The 16,636-nt window shown below is 36.8% G+C and carries 14 protein-coding genes; 13 read left to right on the forward strand and 1 reads right to left on the reverse strand.

What is annotated here, in order from left to right; translation table 11 throughout:
* The first annotated feature begins 30 nt into the window (after positions 1-30).
* From ACTBZY_RS05205 to ACTBZY_RS05250, 10 genes are all read left to right on the forward strand, one after another.
* A complete protein-coding gene (locus ACTBZY_RS05205; protein ID WP_463045280.1) occupies positions 31-1,599 on the forward strand; it encodes an alanine/glycine:cation symporter family protein in 1,569 nt (522 codons plus the stop codon).
* Between the two features lie 134 nt (positions 1,600-1,733).
* Positions 1,734-3,011 carry a DUF349 domain-containing protein gene (locus ACTBZY_RS05210; protein ID WP_463045281.1) on the forward strand — a complete coding sequence of 426 codons (1,278 nt, stop codon included), beginning with the start codon at positions 1,734-1,736 and terminating at the stop codon, positions 3,009-3,011.
* Positions 3,012-3,029: 18 nt separating this feature from the next.
* On the forward strand, positions 3,030-5,024 hold the full coding sequence (locus tag ACTBZY_RS05215; RefSeq protein WP_463045282.1) for an ArnT family glycosyltransferase: 1,995 nt from the start codon (positions 3,030-3,032) through the stop codon (positions 5,022-5,024).
* 84 nt (positions 5,025-5,108) lie between these two features.
* Positions 5,109-5,339 (forward strand): acyl carrier protein, encoded by a 231-nt coding sequence (locus ACTBZY_RS05220; RefSeq protein WP_463045283.1) that lies wholly within the window; start codon positions 5,109-5,111, stop codon positions 5,337-5,339.
* Positions 5,340-5,345: 6 nt separating this feature from the next.
* Positions 5,346-6,398 carry a 3-oxoacyl-ACP synthase III family protein gene (locus ACTBZY_RS05225; RefSeq protein WP_463045284.1) on the forward strand — a complete coding sequence of 351 codons (1,053 nt, stop codon included), beginning with the start codon at positions 5,346-5,348 and terminating at the stop codon, positions 6,396-6,398.
* Positions 6,399-6,404: 6 nt separating this feature from the next.
* Positions 6,405-7,379: a ketoacyl-ACP synthase III gene (locus tag ACTBZY_RS05230; RefSeq protein WP_463045285.1), complete on the forward strand. Its 975-nt coding sequence runs from the start codon at positions 6,405-6,407 to the stop codon at positions 7,377-7,379.
* A gap of 12 nt (positions 7,380-7,391) precedes the next feature.
* The gene (locus tag ACTBZY_RS05235) at positions 7,392-8,024 is read left to right on the forward strand and encodes a PglD-related sugar-binding protein (RefSeq protein WP_463045286.1); all 633 of its coding nucleotides are present in this window, start codon (positions 7,392-7,394) and stop codon (positions 8,022-8,024) included.
* 6 nt (positions 8,025-8,030) lie between these two features.
* Positions 8,031-9,014, forward strand: coding sequence for a glycosyltransferase family 2 protein (locus tag ACTBZY_RS05240; protein WP_463045287.1), 984 nt, complete (start codon positions 8,031-8,033; stop codon positions 9,012-9,014).
* A 31-nt stretch (positions 9,015-9,045) separates the two neighbouring features.
* Positions 9,046-10,158 (forward strand): aromatic ring-hydroxylating oxygenase subunit alpha, encoded by a 1,113-nt coding sequence (locus ACTBZY_RS05245; protein WP_463045288.1) that lies wholly within the window; start codon positions 9,046-9,048, stop codon positions 10,156-10,158.
* Positions 10,159-10,160: 2 nt separating this feature from the next.
* Positions 10,161-11,507, forward strand: coding sequence for an NAD(P)/FAD-dependent oxidoreductase (locus ACTBZY_RS05250; protein ID WP_463045289.1), 1,347 nt, complete (start codon positions 10,161-10,163; stop codon positions 11,505-11,507).
* A gap of 74 nt (positions 11,508-11,581) precedes the next feature.
* Here the strand turns inward: ACTBZY_RS05250 and lgt are convergent, their stop codons facing one another.
* Entirely contained in the window at positions 11,582-12,418 is an 837-nt protein-coding gene (lgt, locus tag ACTBZY_RS05255; protein ID WP_463045290.1) for a prolipoprotein diacylglyceryl transferase, read from the reverse strand.
* A 217-nt stretch (positions 12,419-12,635) separates the two neighbouring features.
* Between lgt and argC the strand changes: the two genes are divergently transcribed.
* From argC to ACTBZY_RS05270, 3 genes are all read left to right on the forward strand, one after another.
* A complete protein-coding gene (argC, locus tag ACTBZY_RS05260) occupies positions 12,636-13,604 on the forward strand; it encodes an N-acetyl-gamma-glutamyl-phosphate reductase (protein ID WP_463045291.1) in 969 nt (322 codons plus the stop codon).
* 40 nt (positions 13,605-13,644) lie between these two features.
* Positions 13,645-14,775, forward strand: coding sequence for an aspartate aminotransferase family protein (locus ACTBZY_RS05265; protein WP_463045292.1), 1,131 nt, complete (start codon positions 13,645-13,647; stop codon positions 14,773-14,775).
* 186 nt (positions 14,776-14,961) lie between these two features.
* Positions 14,962-16,635 carry a carboxylesterase/lipase family protein gene (locus ACTBZY_RS05270; protein ID WP_463045293.1) on the forward strand — a complete coding sequence of 558 codons (1,674 nt, stop codon included), beginning with the start codon at positions 14,962-14,964 and terminating at the stop codon, positions 16,633-16,635.
* The last annotated feature ends 1 nt before the right edge of the window (position 16,636 follow it).

Below are 16,636 nucleotides of genomic sequence, written 5' to 3' on the forward strand. Positions count from 1 at the left end.
GAATAAATAACCTATAACCCAAATAAAAGAATGATGCTTTTGAACCTCTTGGCTTTCCTAGACCCAGAAAAAGGAATTGACGAAATTATTAATGAATGGTTTACACCTATTGCAGACGCTTGGGGTAATATTGTTCTTTTTAAAGTTTTTGGAGTTCCATTCATTTTAGTTCTTTTGGTAGGTGGGGCTTTGATGTTTACCATCTATTTTACTTTAATAAACATTAGAAGATTTCCTTTGGCTATCAATATAGTAAGAGGGAAGTATGATCATATAGAACAAGGCGAAGATCCTGTAACGACCCAAAATTTAAATGTAGTAGACGGTGATATAGTAGATACCATCAGGATAGAAGGAAAGGATGGAGAGGTTAGTCATTTTCAAGCCTTAGCCACAGCGGTGTCAGGTACAGTAGGATTAGGGAATATAGCTGGAGTTGCTTTAGCTGTAGGTCTTGGAGGTCCAGGAGCAACTTTCTGGATGATTGTTTGTGGGGTACTTGGTATGTCAACGAAGTTTGTAGAGTGTACTTTAGGCGTAAAGTATAGAGACATAGGTAAAGATGGAACAGTATACGGAGGACCAATGTACTATTTGAAGAAAGGTTTCGCTGAAATAGGTCTTTCTGGAATCGGAAAAGTTCTGGCTGTTATTTTTGCCATATTATGTGTTGGTGCTTCTTTCGGTGGAGGTAATGCAGCACAGTCTAACCAAGCAGCTTCGCAATTGGCCTCTTTAATGGGATTGACGGGAGGAAGCTCTGGTACCATAATTGGTCTTTTTATTGCGGTTCTAGTGGGCATAGTGATTATTGGAGGGATTAAAAGAATTGCTTCAGTAACTGAAAAAATTGTTCCTTTTATGGCAGCCATTTATGTAATAGCTTGTCTTTTTATAATCTTATCTAATTACGATTTAATTGGTTATGCCTTTGGTGAAATATTTTCTCAGGCTTTTACAATGAAAGCAGGTTGGGGTGGATTTTTTGGTGTGATGATGGTAGGTTTTCAACGTGCTGCTTTTTCTAATGAAGCAGGAGCGGGTTCGGCATCTATTGCTCACTCGGCTGTGAAAACAATTTATCCCGCGTCGGAAGGCTTGGTGGCTTTATTAGAGCCGTTTATAGACACGGTTGTTATTTGTACCATGACCGCTTTAGTAATTATTATATATAACAGCACAGGTATTTTTGAGTATGGTGGTGCAACCGTTTTAATTAATGGACAAGAAGTGGAGGGTGCTGTTTTAACATCCATGGCATTTGAGTCCGAAATCTCATGGTTTCCGTATATTCTTACTATCGCTATTGTTCTGTTTGCTATTTCCACGATGATCTCTTGGTCTTACTATGGACTTCAAGCTTGGATGTATCTTTTTGGAAAAAGTAAGCTAGCAGACTTATCTTATAAGGTAATGTTTCTTATTTTTATAGTGATTGGTGCTGCTGCAAATATGTCGGCGGTTTGGGGATTTTCAGATGCCATGATTCTAGCTCTGGTTTTCCCAAATATGATAGGTCTTTTCTTCTTGTTTCCTAAGGTGAAGCAAGAATTGAATAGATATTTGGATGCTATTAATGTTAAAAAGTTCTTTAAATAAATGAAATAAAATATCTTGGTTTAGATGACCTTTATTTCGAATTAACCACAGCTATTTTGGATTGTAACTTAAAACTGCGAGTTTTGCATTTTAGATAAGTCTACAACCTTTAGCCTGAAATAAATAATAAACACATGAAAGGTGCTACTTTAGAAAATGAATACGCTTACATCAAAGACAGTAAGGTATTTTTAAAAGGGTTTTTAGAATTACCCGACAGACAAATTGGAGAAGTAAAAAGAACAGAAGAAGAAGCTTTTCAATACTTTATAAATCGCTATGATATTGCGGTTAAAAAAGTAGAACAGCTTGAGAAAGAAATTGATGGAGCCGCTAATAAAGGCTCATATCTTACTAAACTGCTTCAGCTTAGAAAGAGATTAGAAACCTTTGATGGAATTGGAAATTTTACACCACTTCTTACTAGGTTAGATCTTAAAGAGGCCTATCTGAATGGTCTCATTGAGCTTAATCAAAAGAATAATTTAAAGGTAAAGGAAGAATTGCTTTCTGAAACAAAAGCAATTGCAGACAGTGAAGACTGGGGGCCAGTTTCTGATACGCTACAAGATATTAGAACGAGATGGATAAGAACTGGACCAGTAGAGAAAAAGCTTAATGATGAAAAGGAGGAAGAGTTTAAAACACTTTTAGACTCCTTTTATCAAAGGAGGAAAATCTTCTTTGATGAGCAGAATAGGATTATAGACGAGCGTAAAGCCAAGTATGAGGCTTTGATAGAGACTTCTTATGATCTTCACAGAAGAAAAGACTGGGAAGAGGCGTTTGAAGACATGAAGAAAATGCAGCGGGAATGGAAAGATGTAGGTGAGCTGCCAGCAAAAATGATGAAGTTTCTTTATAGGAACTTCAAAAAGTCCAATACGGGCTTTTATGAAAAATACTGTAGGGTTAAAGGTATTCAGGTTCAGAGAAGAGTGGATCCTAGGGTGGATGCTCAAATGAGAATGATGAAGGAGGCGGAAAGGTTAGCTTCTGCTGAAAATGATGCTATTTTTGATTCAACAGTGAAGGCCAAAGTTCTTCTTAATGAGTGGAAAAACGTGAGGGTTCCTTCTCACGTGGCCGATAGAGGTGTGGCTGAAAGATTTAGAGCTGCATGTGATAAGATTTTTGAATTAAGTTATCTTATGAAAGTTGTTGGAAGAAAGAATCCAACGTTTAACTTTTTAGATGATGATCAAAAAAATCATACGAAATATCGTGAAATGGAGAGCATAGTTAGAAGAGCTCGCCATGATTTGCAAGAGTTAGAGCAAACCACAAAACAGGGTATGGGAGACAGTGGAGACATGGATAGTATGATGTTTAACAACCTAAAAACTCAAAAGAGAAAGCTTCTAATGAAGGAAATTATATTAGAAGAACTTAGACGAAGAGTAGATTCTTAATTGTAATAAATGGTTTTAATGAGTTTCGTGCTTTTCGCACTATTCTTTTTTTTGTTGCATAAGAGCAGCATATCCTTAGCTCAGGGTTTAGGTTCTTACCTTATTATTTTGTTTTTGGGTTTTGTAGCAGGAACCATACCCGCGGGTTATATATTGTCGTTTTTTGATGGTATTGGCTCTCCTTTTTTGTGGGCAATTACTACTTCTGTTTTAGCAGGACTTTTCTTTCTTGGTGTTTATCTTTTCGGTAGCCCGAAGGCAAAAAGGTTAGAAGAATTAATTGCTATTTCTATTAGGAATGGTAAATCGATGTGGGCTGGATGCTCCAAATGGGAAAAACTTACTTTTGGGATTTTGGGCTTAGGTCTTGTTATCTGTACCAGTATTAATTTACTTGTTTTGTTTATGAGTTATCCCAATGAATGGGATAGCATGACAGGACATTTGGTTAAATGTGCCTATTATATTCAAAATGGAAATATGGACAGGTTGGGAGGAACCACATGGTCCATTGATTTTTATCCTAATTCACTTCCCACACTCCAAATATTAGGATTTCATATTTTTGGAGAAAAGGGCTTTAAGCTTATTCATTTCTTATCTTATTGGGCTTTCGTTCTGACTTCTTATGAAATAACCAAAGAGATTTTTACCTCTAAAAAAGGTGCTGTCTTTGTAGGGTTAATGGCCGCTTTGCTGCCTACAGCCTTAATTCAGGCCGTTACTACTGAAACGGATATTGTACAATCAGCCTATTTGGGATTGGTTGTTTATTTTCTTTTAAAGGTGTACAGAAATGCTTCTTGGCAAAATATAATACTATTTGTATTGTCTACTTCTGTTTGGGTTTCTCATAAAGTGACATTTTTACTAATAGGTCCTGCTGTTGCCGTTTTAGTCCTATATATGTTTTGGAAAAGTGAAGCCATCAGGAAAAAGAGTATTGCTACCATTCTTTTAATGCTTGTCGGTTTCTCAATCTATGTTATACCTAATGGATACATTGCAAATGTTAAAGAGGTAGGGAAGTTTAGCTTAGGAGCTCTTTCTGCACCAGCAGAGGTCATGAAATGGCATGGTATTGAAGGTTATTCTACTGGAGAAAAACTAAAGAATTTTCAATTCAATGTTTTAAGGTATTCGTCAGATTTTCTTCAGTTGGACGGCATTAGAAATACAGACTTGGGTGCTGAAATTAATAATTCCTTTAGGTTTATTCCTAATAAAGTTTTTGACAAATTTGGTTTAGAGCGAGGCCTGTTTTGGGTGGTTTATCCCTTTGAAATGATGGGAGATAAACAAATGCATTTTTATAAGGAAAGACCATATTGGGGCATTATTAGCTTTATGATGGTTTTACCTGCTATATTTTTTGTATTCTTGTTTAGGAAAAGAAAAACCAACTCCGAAGAAGTTAACATGTCATTGATTTTTATAATCGCAGGTCTGTTACATTTTTTAAGTTTATGTTTTTCTGCCCCCTATGACCCTATTAAGGCTAGATATTTCATGAATATGTGTGTGTGGTTTTTACCACTTTTAGCCTGGTTTTTTCATTTGACCAAAGGGAGAATGTATTTAGCTTTTTGTTCTATTGTTATCGTCATTACTGGAATTTTAACATTAACGCATAGAGGTTTATATCCATTAGTGGGAGAAAATAATATTTTTGAACTTGACCGGATTGCTCAGCTTAATGTTACGAGGCCAGAAGGAACGGAGGCTTATCAGAAATTTGATGAGTTGGTACCTAAAGATGCAATAGTAGCTTTAGCTGCCCAGCAAGAACATGAAGATTATGTTTACCCACTCTGGGGAAAGGATTTTGAAAGGAAATTGATACCCATTCACCCATTTAGGGCAGCTTTAAAACCCATCCCTAAAGATGCCGAATACCTGTTTTATTCCGAAGGTGTGGTAGAATACCAAGAAGGGGATATACAGCTTAATGAAGGAGACATTCTTAAAGATTCTCCTGTGCCCGATAGTAAATTCTTCTTAAGAAAGCTTTAAGCTCTTTCATTTAGTATAAGAACTACCCAGTTTTTCATTAAATTTGTATGCTTAATTTAATTTAGATTTTAAGGAACATTTCAAATGGATATAGAAGAATTTATTCAACTTTTTGCAGAGCAATTTGACGAAACTGACGAGGGGGAATTTACACCAGAAACAGAATTTCGAAAATTGGACGAGTGGGATTCAATGGTGGCATTAATGGTTATTGCCATGGTTGATGAAGAATTTAATGTTAAAGTAAGCGGCGATGACATCAGAAACTCTACAACTATTCAAGATTTAATGGATGTAGTGGAATCAAAAAAATAAACGGATATGTCTCATTTAAATATACCGAATGTAAGCATAAGAGGTTTAGCTGCCACTGTTCCGGCTATGATGAAGGATAATTTGACGGATCCTTTGGTTCATGATGCCGAGAAGGTATTGAAAAACACGGGTATTCAAATAAGGCACCTTGCACCTAGTCATATATGTGCTTCCGATTTGTGTGAAGATGCGGCTAAAAGGTTAATAAGCGAATTGGGCTGGCATGCGGAGGAAATAGACTGCCTTATCTTTGTGAGACAAACGCCCGACTATATTCTACCAGCTTCGGCTACATTACTACAAGAAAAACTTGGTTTATCAGAAGGGTGCTATGCCTTAGATATTGCGATGGGATGCAGTGGCTTTGTTTTTGGCTTAAGTAATATTGCCGCTTTAATGCAAGGTGGCCTTTTCAAAAAAGGTTTGCTTCTCGTAGGAGATACCATTTCAAGAACGTGCTCTGTAAACGATAGAAGTACTTATCCTTTATTTGGAGATGCGGGTACGGCCACGGCATTAGAATTTGATAAAGATGCCGCCGAAATGAAGTTTTCTTTTGGTACCGATGGTTCGGGAAAAGATGCTATAATTATCAAAGACGGTGGCTTTAGGCATCCTTTTTCTGAAGAATCTTTGATTCAAAAGGAAAAGGGAGAAGGTATATTTAGGTCTGATTCGGACCTTGAACTAGAGGGGATGGATGTTTTCTCTTTTGGAATTAGCAAAGGCCCTAGCAGTGTAAGAGATTTAGTTGATTTTTTCGAGCTTGATTTTGATGAGGTAGACAACTTCGTTTTTCATCAGGCTAACCTTTTTATGAACGAAAAGATTAGGAAAAAACTAAAAATTGAAGAATCTAAGGTGCCTTATTCTTTAGGGAAATTTGGGAATACCAGTTCTGCTACCATTCCTTTAACGCTTGTTAGTGAAAGGAAGGAGGTTTTAAAGAACACACTACAAAAGCACATTGCTTGTGGTTTTGGTGTAGGTTTATCTTGGGGTTCAGTATATTTTGAAACCGAGAATATTGTAGTTCCTGAGATTGGATACTTGAATTGATATATTATGTCAGCATTTTTAAAGGCCATTTCTTATTATTTACCAGAAAGAATTTTGACCAACGATGAGTTGGTAGCGGAGTTCCCAGAATGGACTGTAGAGAAGGTAGCTAAGAAGGTTGGTATTAACAATAGGCACATAGCAGCAGAAGATGAGTTTGTGTCTGATATGGCTATAAAGGCTTCTGAAAAACTATTTAAGGAATTTAAAATTGACCCTTCAGAAATTGATTTTATACTTCTTTGCACGCAGAGTCCAGATTATTTTTTGCCAGCAACGGCATGTATCGTTCAGGACAGATTAGGGATACCTCAGAATGCTGGTGCTTTAGACTTTAATCAAGGGTGTTCTGGTTATGTTTATGGTTTGGCTCTTGCAAAGGGCTTAATAACTGCCAATATTGCTAAGAATGTTTTATTGATAACTTCAGAGGTTTATTCCAAGCATATTCAAAATTCTGATAAAGGAAATAGGACCATTTTTGGTGACGCAGCTTCGGCCAGTGTTATTAGTACGGAAGGTTTTGCAGAAATTGGGGAATTTGTGGTGGGTACAGACGGAAGCGGTTTTGACGATTTAATCGTGAAAAACGGTGGAATGAAATCTCCAAAGCAAGGTGATGGAAACGTAGAAGACTATCTCTATATGAACGGTTCTGGCGTTTTTAACTTTACCATTGCTGCAGTTCCAGGTTTAATTAAAGAAACACTTAAAAAGAACGGTTTAGAAGATGTGTCTGAAGCCGATTGGTATGTGTTTCATCAAGCAAATTCATTTATGTTAAACCATTTAAGAAAGAAGGTTAACATTGAAAATGAACAATTTTTAATGCACATGGAGGATTGTGGAAACACCGTTTCTTCTACCTTGCCAATTGTATTAAAAGAGCATTTAGATCGTTTTAAAAGTGGTCATAAAATTATTTTAGCGGGTTTTGGCGTAGGTTACTCTTGGGGTGGAACCATGCTTACCGCTGTATAAAAGTAATTTGATATGAAGAATCTAATTATTATTGGGGCTAGGGGTTTTGGGCGAGAAGTCTATGATTTGGCCAAGAATACTCAGGCTTTTAAAGATTCAGAGTATCAAATAAAGGGTTTCTTGGATGACAAAGCCGACGCATTAGATGGCTATAAAAATTATCCGCCCATTTTAGGGGGCGTGGAAAGCTATGAAATTCAATCAGACGATGTGTTTGTTTGTGCTTTAGGCACCGTTCAGCCTAAGAAACATTATGCAGAGCTTATTTTAAGTAAAGGTGGCTCGTTTATAAATTTGGTGGATTTACAAGCCAATGTAAGGTCCGATATCAGTCATTTAAAAGGTGTTCTTATTTTCTCTTTTGTCTTTGTTTCGGTAGACGTTACACTGTCTGATTTTGTATCTCTTCAGCATTTTTCTTGTTTAGGTCACGATGCTAAAGTGGGAATGTGGTCACACATGAGCTCTTATAGCACTATTACGGGTTATACTGTTTTAGAAGATGAAGTAATGCTTCAAACTGCCGCAAAGGTGGTTCCGAAGAAAACGGTTGGCAAGGGGGCCATGGTTGGTGCCAACTCTTTGGTAGTTAAGAATGTTAAACCCGGAGATTCCGTTTTTGGTAGCCCTGCCAGAAAAATGTAAGAAAATATGGTTGTGAATCCTTTGGTAAGTGTCGTGATGATTACTTACAATCATGAGTTGTTCATTGAAGAATCTCTCTTTTCTATTTTAAATCAAGAAACCAGTTTTGAATACGAAGTCATTGTCGGAAATGATCATTCTACGGATAGTACCGACAAGATTGTTAGAAACATTATAGAGACGCATCCTAAAGGTTATAGGATTAGATACTATAATAATAATCCAAACTTGGGTGTTACCACCAACTCTAAGAAGGCTTTGGATATGGTAAGGGGTAAATATATGGCTCTTTGTGAAGGCGATGATTTCTGGATTGATAACAAGAAACTTCAAAAGCAAGCTGATTTTTTAGAACGTAATGAAGACTATGTTCTTTGTTTTCATAACACTAGGATAGATTACTTCGACAACCAAGGAGCGTCTTACCTTCTCAATGAAGGTATTCAAAAGAATATTTTTACCCTAGATGATATGATAGGGGAAGATGAAATCTGGTTTATGGCAACAGCCAGTTTATTTATTAGAACCTCAGCCTACGGCAAAACACCCGATTGGTTCCTGAAGTCTAAAAGTGGGGATATACCTATTATTATCCTAACAGCTAGATTTGGTAAGATGAGATATTTGCCTGACGTGATGGCGGTTTATAGAAAGAATTTAGCCAGTTATAGTCATACTGACAGTCACGAGGATAAGTATTTCCTTTGGAATAGAATATTCATGTACAATAAGCTGAACGAAGAAACTGCGTTTAAATATAATGATCGTTTTAAAAGGAATATTGCTAGATATTACTTCATGCTTTTAAATTCAAGGCAGTATAAGGACAGGTATGTCAAAAATTTCCCAATAGTTTTTAAATACATTCTGCTTACCTTTCCAAGGATTCCAAATTTGAAATTGATTTTAAGGGATCATTTAATGCCTCCATTTGTAATGAATATTTTTAGGAAGGTAAAGAGGATGTTGGGGCTTATCCCACCGCAATAAATTTTATTTAGTTACAAAAGAATAATTCTTGATGTCTCAATTTCTTTCAGCTATAATTCCGAATGAAAAGTATTTCGACAATGATGCTTTTAAAGAGGAGAATGTGAAAATATTCCAGAATTGTTGGTATTATGTAGGCCTAAGTTCAAGTTTAAATACAGCCAATGATTTTTTAACGACTGATATTGGAGGCAAATCCGTTGTCATTCAAAACATTAAAGGAGTGGTTAAAGCTTTTCATAATGTTTGTACACATAGGTTTAATAAGCTTAAAATAGAAAGAGCGGGTAATGGGTCTTTAACTTGCCCTTATCACGGCTGGTCTTATAATCAAGACGGCATTCCTTTTGGCATTCCCTTAAAAAAAGAGTTTCAAGGACTTGACAAAGAATCTTTACAAACGCTTTGCTTACCAAAATTCAAAGTGGATACCTGTGGTGAGTTTGTATTTGTTAATGTTTCCAATTCTTGTGTTTCCTTAGAGGAATTTCTTGGCGAAAGTGTCAATAAGCTTAAGGAATTAAGCAAAATGATTGGCAGGAAGGTGGAATACCATGAAATATCCAATAAGGCCAATTGGAAAATAGTAGTAGAAAATACCTTAGAAGGTTATCACATCACCAATGTACATCCGACCACTTTTTTTAAACAAGGTTTTAATCTAAAATCGGAGGTTGATTTTGAGGTACAAGGTTACCATACAAATATGACATTGCACTTGGCTGAAAGTCATAAAGAAGATAAGAAAAGGGCCAAATTTCACAAGCTTTTGGGCAACCGACCATTTCAGCCAGACGGATTTTTTCATCAATTGATTTTCCCAAACCTTTCCATAGGTTCTTTATTCGGTATCACGGTTTATATAGGAAGTATTAAGTCTGTTTCACCTGAGGAATCTATTTTTGCCTATGAGCTATATGAAACAAATCTTGGTGATGGCGAGCTTTTGTCGGATGCCATATCGGAGGTCGTAAAATTTTCTTCCATTGAGTTTACCAGAACTACCTTGGCAGAAGACAAAGAAATTTGTGAAAATGTACAGAAAGGTATGGAACAGTCAAATTTGGTAAAAGGAGTATTGAACTCTTCTGAAATAAGAATCTGGGAGTTTCAGAAAACATATATGAATCTAATTAATAAATAAAAGTGGTAAATAAACTTACAATTATTGGAGGGGGAATGACAGGCTTGACGGCTGCATATTTGGCGGCAAAAAAGGGTCAGAAGGTTCAAATAATAGAAGGGAGTGATAAAATTGGAGGCTTACTTAATACTTTTGAAATAGGAGGGAATCAATTAGAACACTATTACCATCATTTCTTTACCCAAGATGCTGAGCTTCATTGGTTATTGAAGGAACTTAATATCTCTGACCAAACCGGTTACTATAATACCTCTATGGGGGTTTTTAGAAATGGGAAACTCTATGGTTTTAATGGTATTCTTGATTTGCTAAAGTTTAAACCTGCCAATCTTTTTGATAAGTTTAGATGGGGTTTAACCACGCTTTACTTAGGAAAGGTAGCAAACCCTACTAAAAGCGAAAATGTATCAACATTAGAGTGGTTTTATAAGTGGGCGGGCAAAGGTATGACCAATGCTCTATGGAAACCGATGCTGGACATTAAGTTTGGTCCATATGCAGACAAAGTGCCGCTTACATGGATGATTGGCAGACTGGCTCAAAGACTTAATTCTAGAAAAGGAGGAGACGAACGACTGGCTTACATTAAAGGAAGCTGGAAAACGCTTTTAGATACCATGAAGGCCGAATTGGAAAAGTTGGGCGTAGAAATTATTACGAATGAACCAGTTCAAGAGATTGTGGTAGAGCATAATCGGATCAAAGGTATTAAAACCAAATCGCTAGAAATTAATGATGGTAAATACTTGGTGACCATTCCATCCATTTTCTTTGATAAAGTAAAAGGGATGCCTGTAGATTTTGGAGGTAAGAATATTGAGTATTTTGGGGCAGTTTGCACCATTTTAGAGCTTAAAAAATCTTTAAGTAATATTTACTGGATGAATGTAGCCGATGATGGTTTCCCTTTTGGTGGAATTATAGAGCACACTAACATGATTCCAAAAGAAGAATATAATGGCTCGCATATAGTTTATTTATCTAGATACTTTGCGATGAGCGAAGACCTAGCAAGTATGAACGAAGAGGAGATTAAGAAAGTGATGATACCACCATTGAAGAAAATTAACCCTGAGTTTTCAGAAGATTGGATTAAAAATGTTTTTGTTTTCAAAACGAATACAGCAGCTACCGTTTGCGACTTAAACTTTTCAGACAAAGTACCTTCTTGTAAAACGGATATTGAAGGATTATATGTGGCCAATATGACCCATATTTATCCAGACGAAAGAAGTACGAATAATTCTATTCGTGTGGCTGCAGAAGCTTGTAAAGTGATGGGTATTGATACCTCAGACGTTCCTTATGGAGCTTCACTATCTGGTAAAATTGGCTTTACCGAAAAGTAATTCGTTTTACTGTATTGAACAAAAAAAATAGGTCTATTTCCTTTCGGGAGATAGACCTATTTTAGTTTTATGAGTTACGTATAAGAAATGTTGCTCAACTTCTTTTTGGCGTTTTGATTTGCCGTATAGAGTAGAAATATTCCAAATAGTACCATTGGAATACTGAGTATTTGACCCATGTTTAAGGACATACCTTCTTCAAAAGCTTCTTGGTTTTCCTTAAGATATTCGTAGAAGAATCGTAGTACAAAAATCCAAACGAAGAAAATCCCTGAAAGTAGGCCATCTGGCAAATCGGCTTTGTACTTATTCCAAAGGCTGTACATAATCACAAATAATATTAGACAAGATATTGCTTCATATAATTGAGACGGATGTCTAGGTACCTGAGCAAACTCAAAGTTTCTTAAAAAGTTAAAAGCCCAAGGTACATCTGTTGGTTTACCTACTATTTCAGAATTCATTAGGTTTCCAAATCGTATGAAAAATCCAACGAGTGCTACGGTAACCGCCACTCTATCTACAATCCAAAGAAAAGATTGGTCAGCTCTTTTTCTGGAATAAAGCCATAAGGCGAGAACAATTCCAAAGCCCGCACCATGGCTAGCAAGACCGGCGTATGGTGGGATAAGCATATCTTTCATGAACTTGATGGGATTTTCACCAAAATGTTGCCATTCATAGAATACATAATGACCTATTCTGGCACCCAGAACGGTAGCCAAAATCATGGTGAGTAAAAGGGCGTCCAAATCTTTTTCTGGCTTACCCTCTTCTTTGAAAATTTTGGTAATAACCTGATAACCTAAAAGGAAGCCTCCGGCAAACATAAGACCGTACCATCGAAGCTCAAATTCTCCGATTTTAACAATAGTTGGGTTGATATCCCAGATGATTTCAGCTAGTAACATATTGAAGTTTTGATTGATGTAAAATTAGCCCTTTATTAACAAATTGAACAAAATTCTTGTGAATCTTGACTGCTTTATGGAATTTTGGATCATAATGACAGCTAAAAGTCAATTACATATCGCATCAGCTACAAATTACGTTTTTATACGACGTACATACCGTGTCTAATTTAAAGGATACGGCAATTTTCATTTTTTTTGAACTTAAATTATTCTAATGCAAGCCATCAAAGTAGGTATCATTGGTGGGGCAGGTTATACTGGAGGAGAACTTTTAAGAATCCTTCTTAACCACCCAAACGTAAAAATCCTTTTTAGTAATTCCGAAAGCCAATCTGGTAAGTTGGTTTCAGAAACGCATAAAGATCTTTTTGGAGAAACAGATTTACGCTTCTCTAACGAGAAGAATTTTGAAAATGTAGATGTGATTTTCTTATGTTCTGGTCATGGCCAGTCTGCAAAATTCTTAGAGGCGAATGATGTGCCCATTGATGTAAGAATAATAGACTTGAGTACGGACTTTCGTGATGAAAGTAATGGCTTTACTTACGGACTTCCTGAGTTACAGAAAGAGAAAATAGAAGCAAGTCATAAGATTGCCAATCCAGGCTGTTTTGCTACTTCTATTCAGTTGGCCATATTGCCTTTGGCAAAAGAAGGCTTGTTGAAAGATGAGGTTCATGTGAGTGCGGTGACGGGTTCTACAGGTGCTGGTCAATCTCCAAGTGCTACAGGTCATTTTAGCTGGAGAGATAGTAACATTTCGGTTTACAAAGCTTTTACACATCAGCATTTGCAGGAAATAACCCAGAGTTTGAAGTCGCTTCAAAACGATTTTGAATCTGAAATAAGCTTTATTCCGTATCGAGGAAATTTTACTAGAGGAATAATGGCTAATATTTATACCACATTTGATGGCTCCTTAGAAGAGGCGGTTAGTCTTTACAAGGGATTTTATAAGGACGCTCCATTTGTGCATATATCAGAAGGTACTATTGATCTTAAAATGGTAGTCAATACCAATAAGTGCGTTTTACAGTTGCAAAAGCACGGTTCCAAACTGCTGATAACAAGTATTATCGACAATCTTGTTAAAGGAGCTTCTGGTCAGGCTGTTCAAAACATGAACATCACTTTTGGTTTAGAGGAGACAACAGGTTTAAACCTGAAACCATCAGGTTTTTAGATAAAAAGTAAGAAAATCACTTATAAGTAAGAATTTAACAATGAATACATTTAATGTATACCCAGTATATGACATAACTCCTGTAAAAGCAGAAGGGTCTAAGCTTTGGGATGATAAGGGAATAGAGTATTTGGATCTATATGGAGGTCATGCGGTTATTTCTATTGGGCATTCGCATCCACATTATGTAAAGTCAATTCAAGATCAGGTAGCTAGATTGGGGTTTTACTCCAATTCCGTAAAAATGCCTCTTCAAGACGAGCTGGCAAGCAAACTTGGTGAGCTGTCTGGGTTAACTGATTATAGTTTGTTTTTAGCAAATTCAGGTGCAGAGGCCAACGAGAATGCTTTAAAATTGGCTTCTTTTCATAACGGCAGAAAAAAGATTATCGCCTTTTCTAAAGGTTTTCATGGGAGAACATCGGCAGCGGTAGCCGTTACAGATAATCCTGGCATTCAAGCGGCCATAAATTTTGCAGAGCATGTGGTTATTTTACCTTTCAATGATGCGGAAGCCGTTAGAGCTGCAGTTGACAATGAAACCTGTGCGGTAATTATGGAGGGAATTCAAGGTGTAGGAGGCGTAAATGTTGCCACAGCAGAGTTTCAAAAAGCGATTAGGGAGGCTTGTGATAAAACCGGAGCTATTTATATTCATGACAGTGTCCAATGTGGTTATGGTAGGTCAGGTCATTTTTTTAGTTTTCAAGATACAGATATTAAGCCAGACATTATTTCTATGGCTAAAGGAATGGGTAATGGCTTTCCGGTAGGGGGAATTCTAATTTCGCCAAAATTTGAAGCTAAATTTGGAATGCTAGGAACGACATTTGGTGGAAACCATTTGGCATGTGCTGCGGCTATTGCGGTATTGGATGTATTAAAGTCCGAGAATTTGATTTCAAAAGCTCAGGAGCTTGGAGAATATGTGGTAAATGCACTGAAACCCTTGGTAGAAAGTGGTAAAATAAAAGAAGTAAGAGGAAAGGGGCTGATGATAGGTATAGAACTAGATGGTCCAATAAAGTCGATAAGAGAAAAGCTGATTTTTGAAGACAAGATATTTGTAGGAGCTTCGGGAGCAAATATACTTAGGTTACTACCTAGTCTAAATGTAAAGAAAAGTGAATTAGATAGGTTTTTAGTAGCTTTGGAGGGATATTTAGGATAATTCTGAGTTGTTCAAAATACTTACTATAATCTTGATGTTTGGTCAATTTAATTTCTTTTCTCATCGACTACCATTAATAAATGTCTCTCCACTTACACGTTTGGTCTTAATTTTAGGCAAAATTCAACGGTGTAGGGGTATGGATTTATTAGGTTTTTGTAGATTTCGTTCACTTTACAATATATAATGAAATCTAACAGACGTATATTTTTTAAACAGGCGGCCGGTGGAGCAGCAGGGTTGGGAGTTGCGGTTTCTAGCTTTTCGTTGGCATCTTGTGATAATAATAAGCACAACGCGGCATGTGAGGCTGCCACCAGTGAAGAACCCATTTTGAAAATAGGGGATGGTATTGCTATTGTAAATACCGAATATGGTGATGTTCAGGGTTTTAAATTAAGAGGAATAAACACTTTTTTAGGAATACCTTATGGGGCAGACACTTCTGGAGCAAATCGCTTTATGCCTCCTAAACCTCCAGAAAAATGGACTGATATAAAACCGGTATGGTGGTGGGGAAACTCAGCTCCACAACAAATGGCAGGTAGATATAGTAACCCAGGTTCCACCTTTGTGGATCATTGGAATTATGATGATGTTAGTGAAGATTGCTTAAAACTTAATATTTGGACTTCTGCCATAAATGATAAGGTGAAAAGACCTGTTATTGTTTGGCTTCATGGCGGTGGTTTTAAAAATGGAAACGGCATTGAGCAAGACGGTTATAATGGAGAGAATATTAGCCGGAAAGGAGATATTGTATTTTGTTCGCTAAATCACAGGCTAGGAGCTTTAGGTTTTACAAACTTGGCTGCGGTAGGAGGAAAGGATTTTGAATCCTCAGGAAATGTGGGGATGTTGGATATTGTTTTGGCATTGAAGTGGGTGAAAAACAACATTGAAAACTTTGGTGGAGATCCGGATAATGTCACTATTATGGGACAGTCTGGTGGTGGTGCTAAGGTTTGTACCTTAATGGCGATGCCTTCTGCTAAAGGTCTTTTTCATAAAGCCATTCCATTAAGTGGTTCAAGGATAAATGCCCAAGAAAAGGCGGATTCTGAAAAATTAGGCTCCAACGTATTGAATGCGTCTGGATTAAGCATAAAAGAACTTCAAGCGTTGCCTTGGCAAGAGTTCATTGATATTGCCAATTCGGTAGAAGCTAAATTTAAAGAGACGAGACTAGAAAGTGATGGTAGAAGAATTGGTTTTGTGCCAGTAGAGAACGCTATTGACATTCCAATAGGGGATTTTTTCTCTGACCCTGAAGGCCTTTCTTCGGATATACCTATGATGCTATGTACTACGTTTCATGAGTGGTCGCCTAGTAAAAGTAATCCAAGTTTAGAAAGAATTGGCTTTAATGATGTTATAGCTGAAATGAAAGAGAGTTTTGGAGATAATGCCGTTAAGGTGATGCAATCTTTCAGAAGCAATTTTCCAGAGGCAAGTCCTATTGAGATTTACGCTTTAATAGTAAGTTCACGACAAGACGTTATTAAAACGGCGAATACAAAATTAAATCAAACAGCACCTGTTTACTTAGCATGGTTTGGATGGGAGCCGCCCCACTTTGACGGGAGGTTAAGGGCATTTCATTGTTTAGATATATGCTTTTGGTTTTTTAATACGGATTTGATGTATACCCATACCGGCGGAGGATCGAGGCCTCGAGAATTGGCCGAGAAAATGTCGGATGCCTTATTGTATTTTATTAGAACCGGAAATCCTAATGGTTCTAGGTTGCCGATTTGGCCGAAGTATTCATTAAAAAACGGTGAAACAATGATTTTAAAGGATATTCCAGAAATGAAAAATAATCCAGATAAAGAGGCAAGAGCTTCTTTGGTATCTTAGC

It is taken from the genome of Arcticibacterium sp., assembly GCF_055134445.1.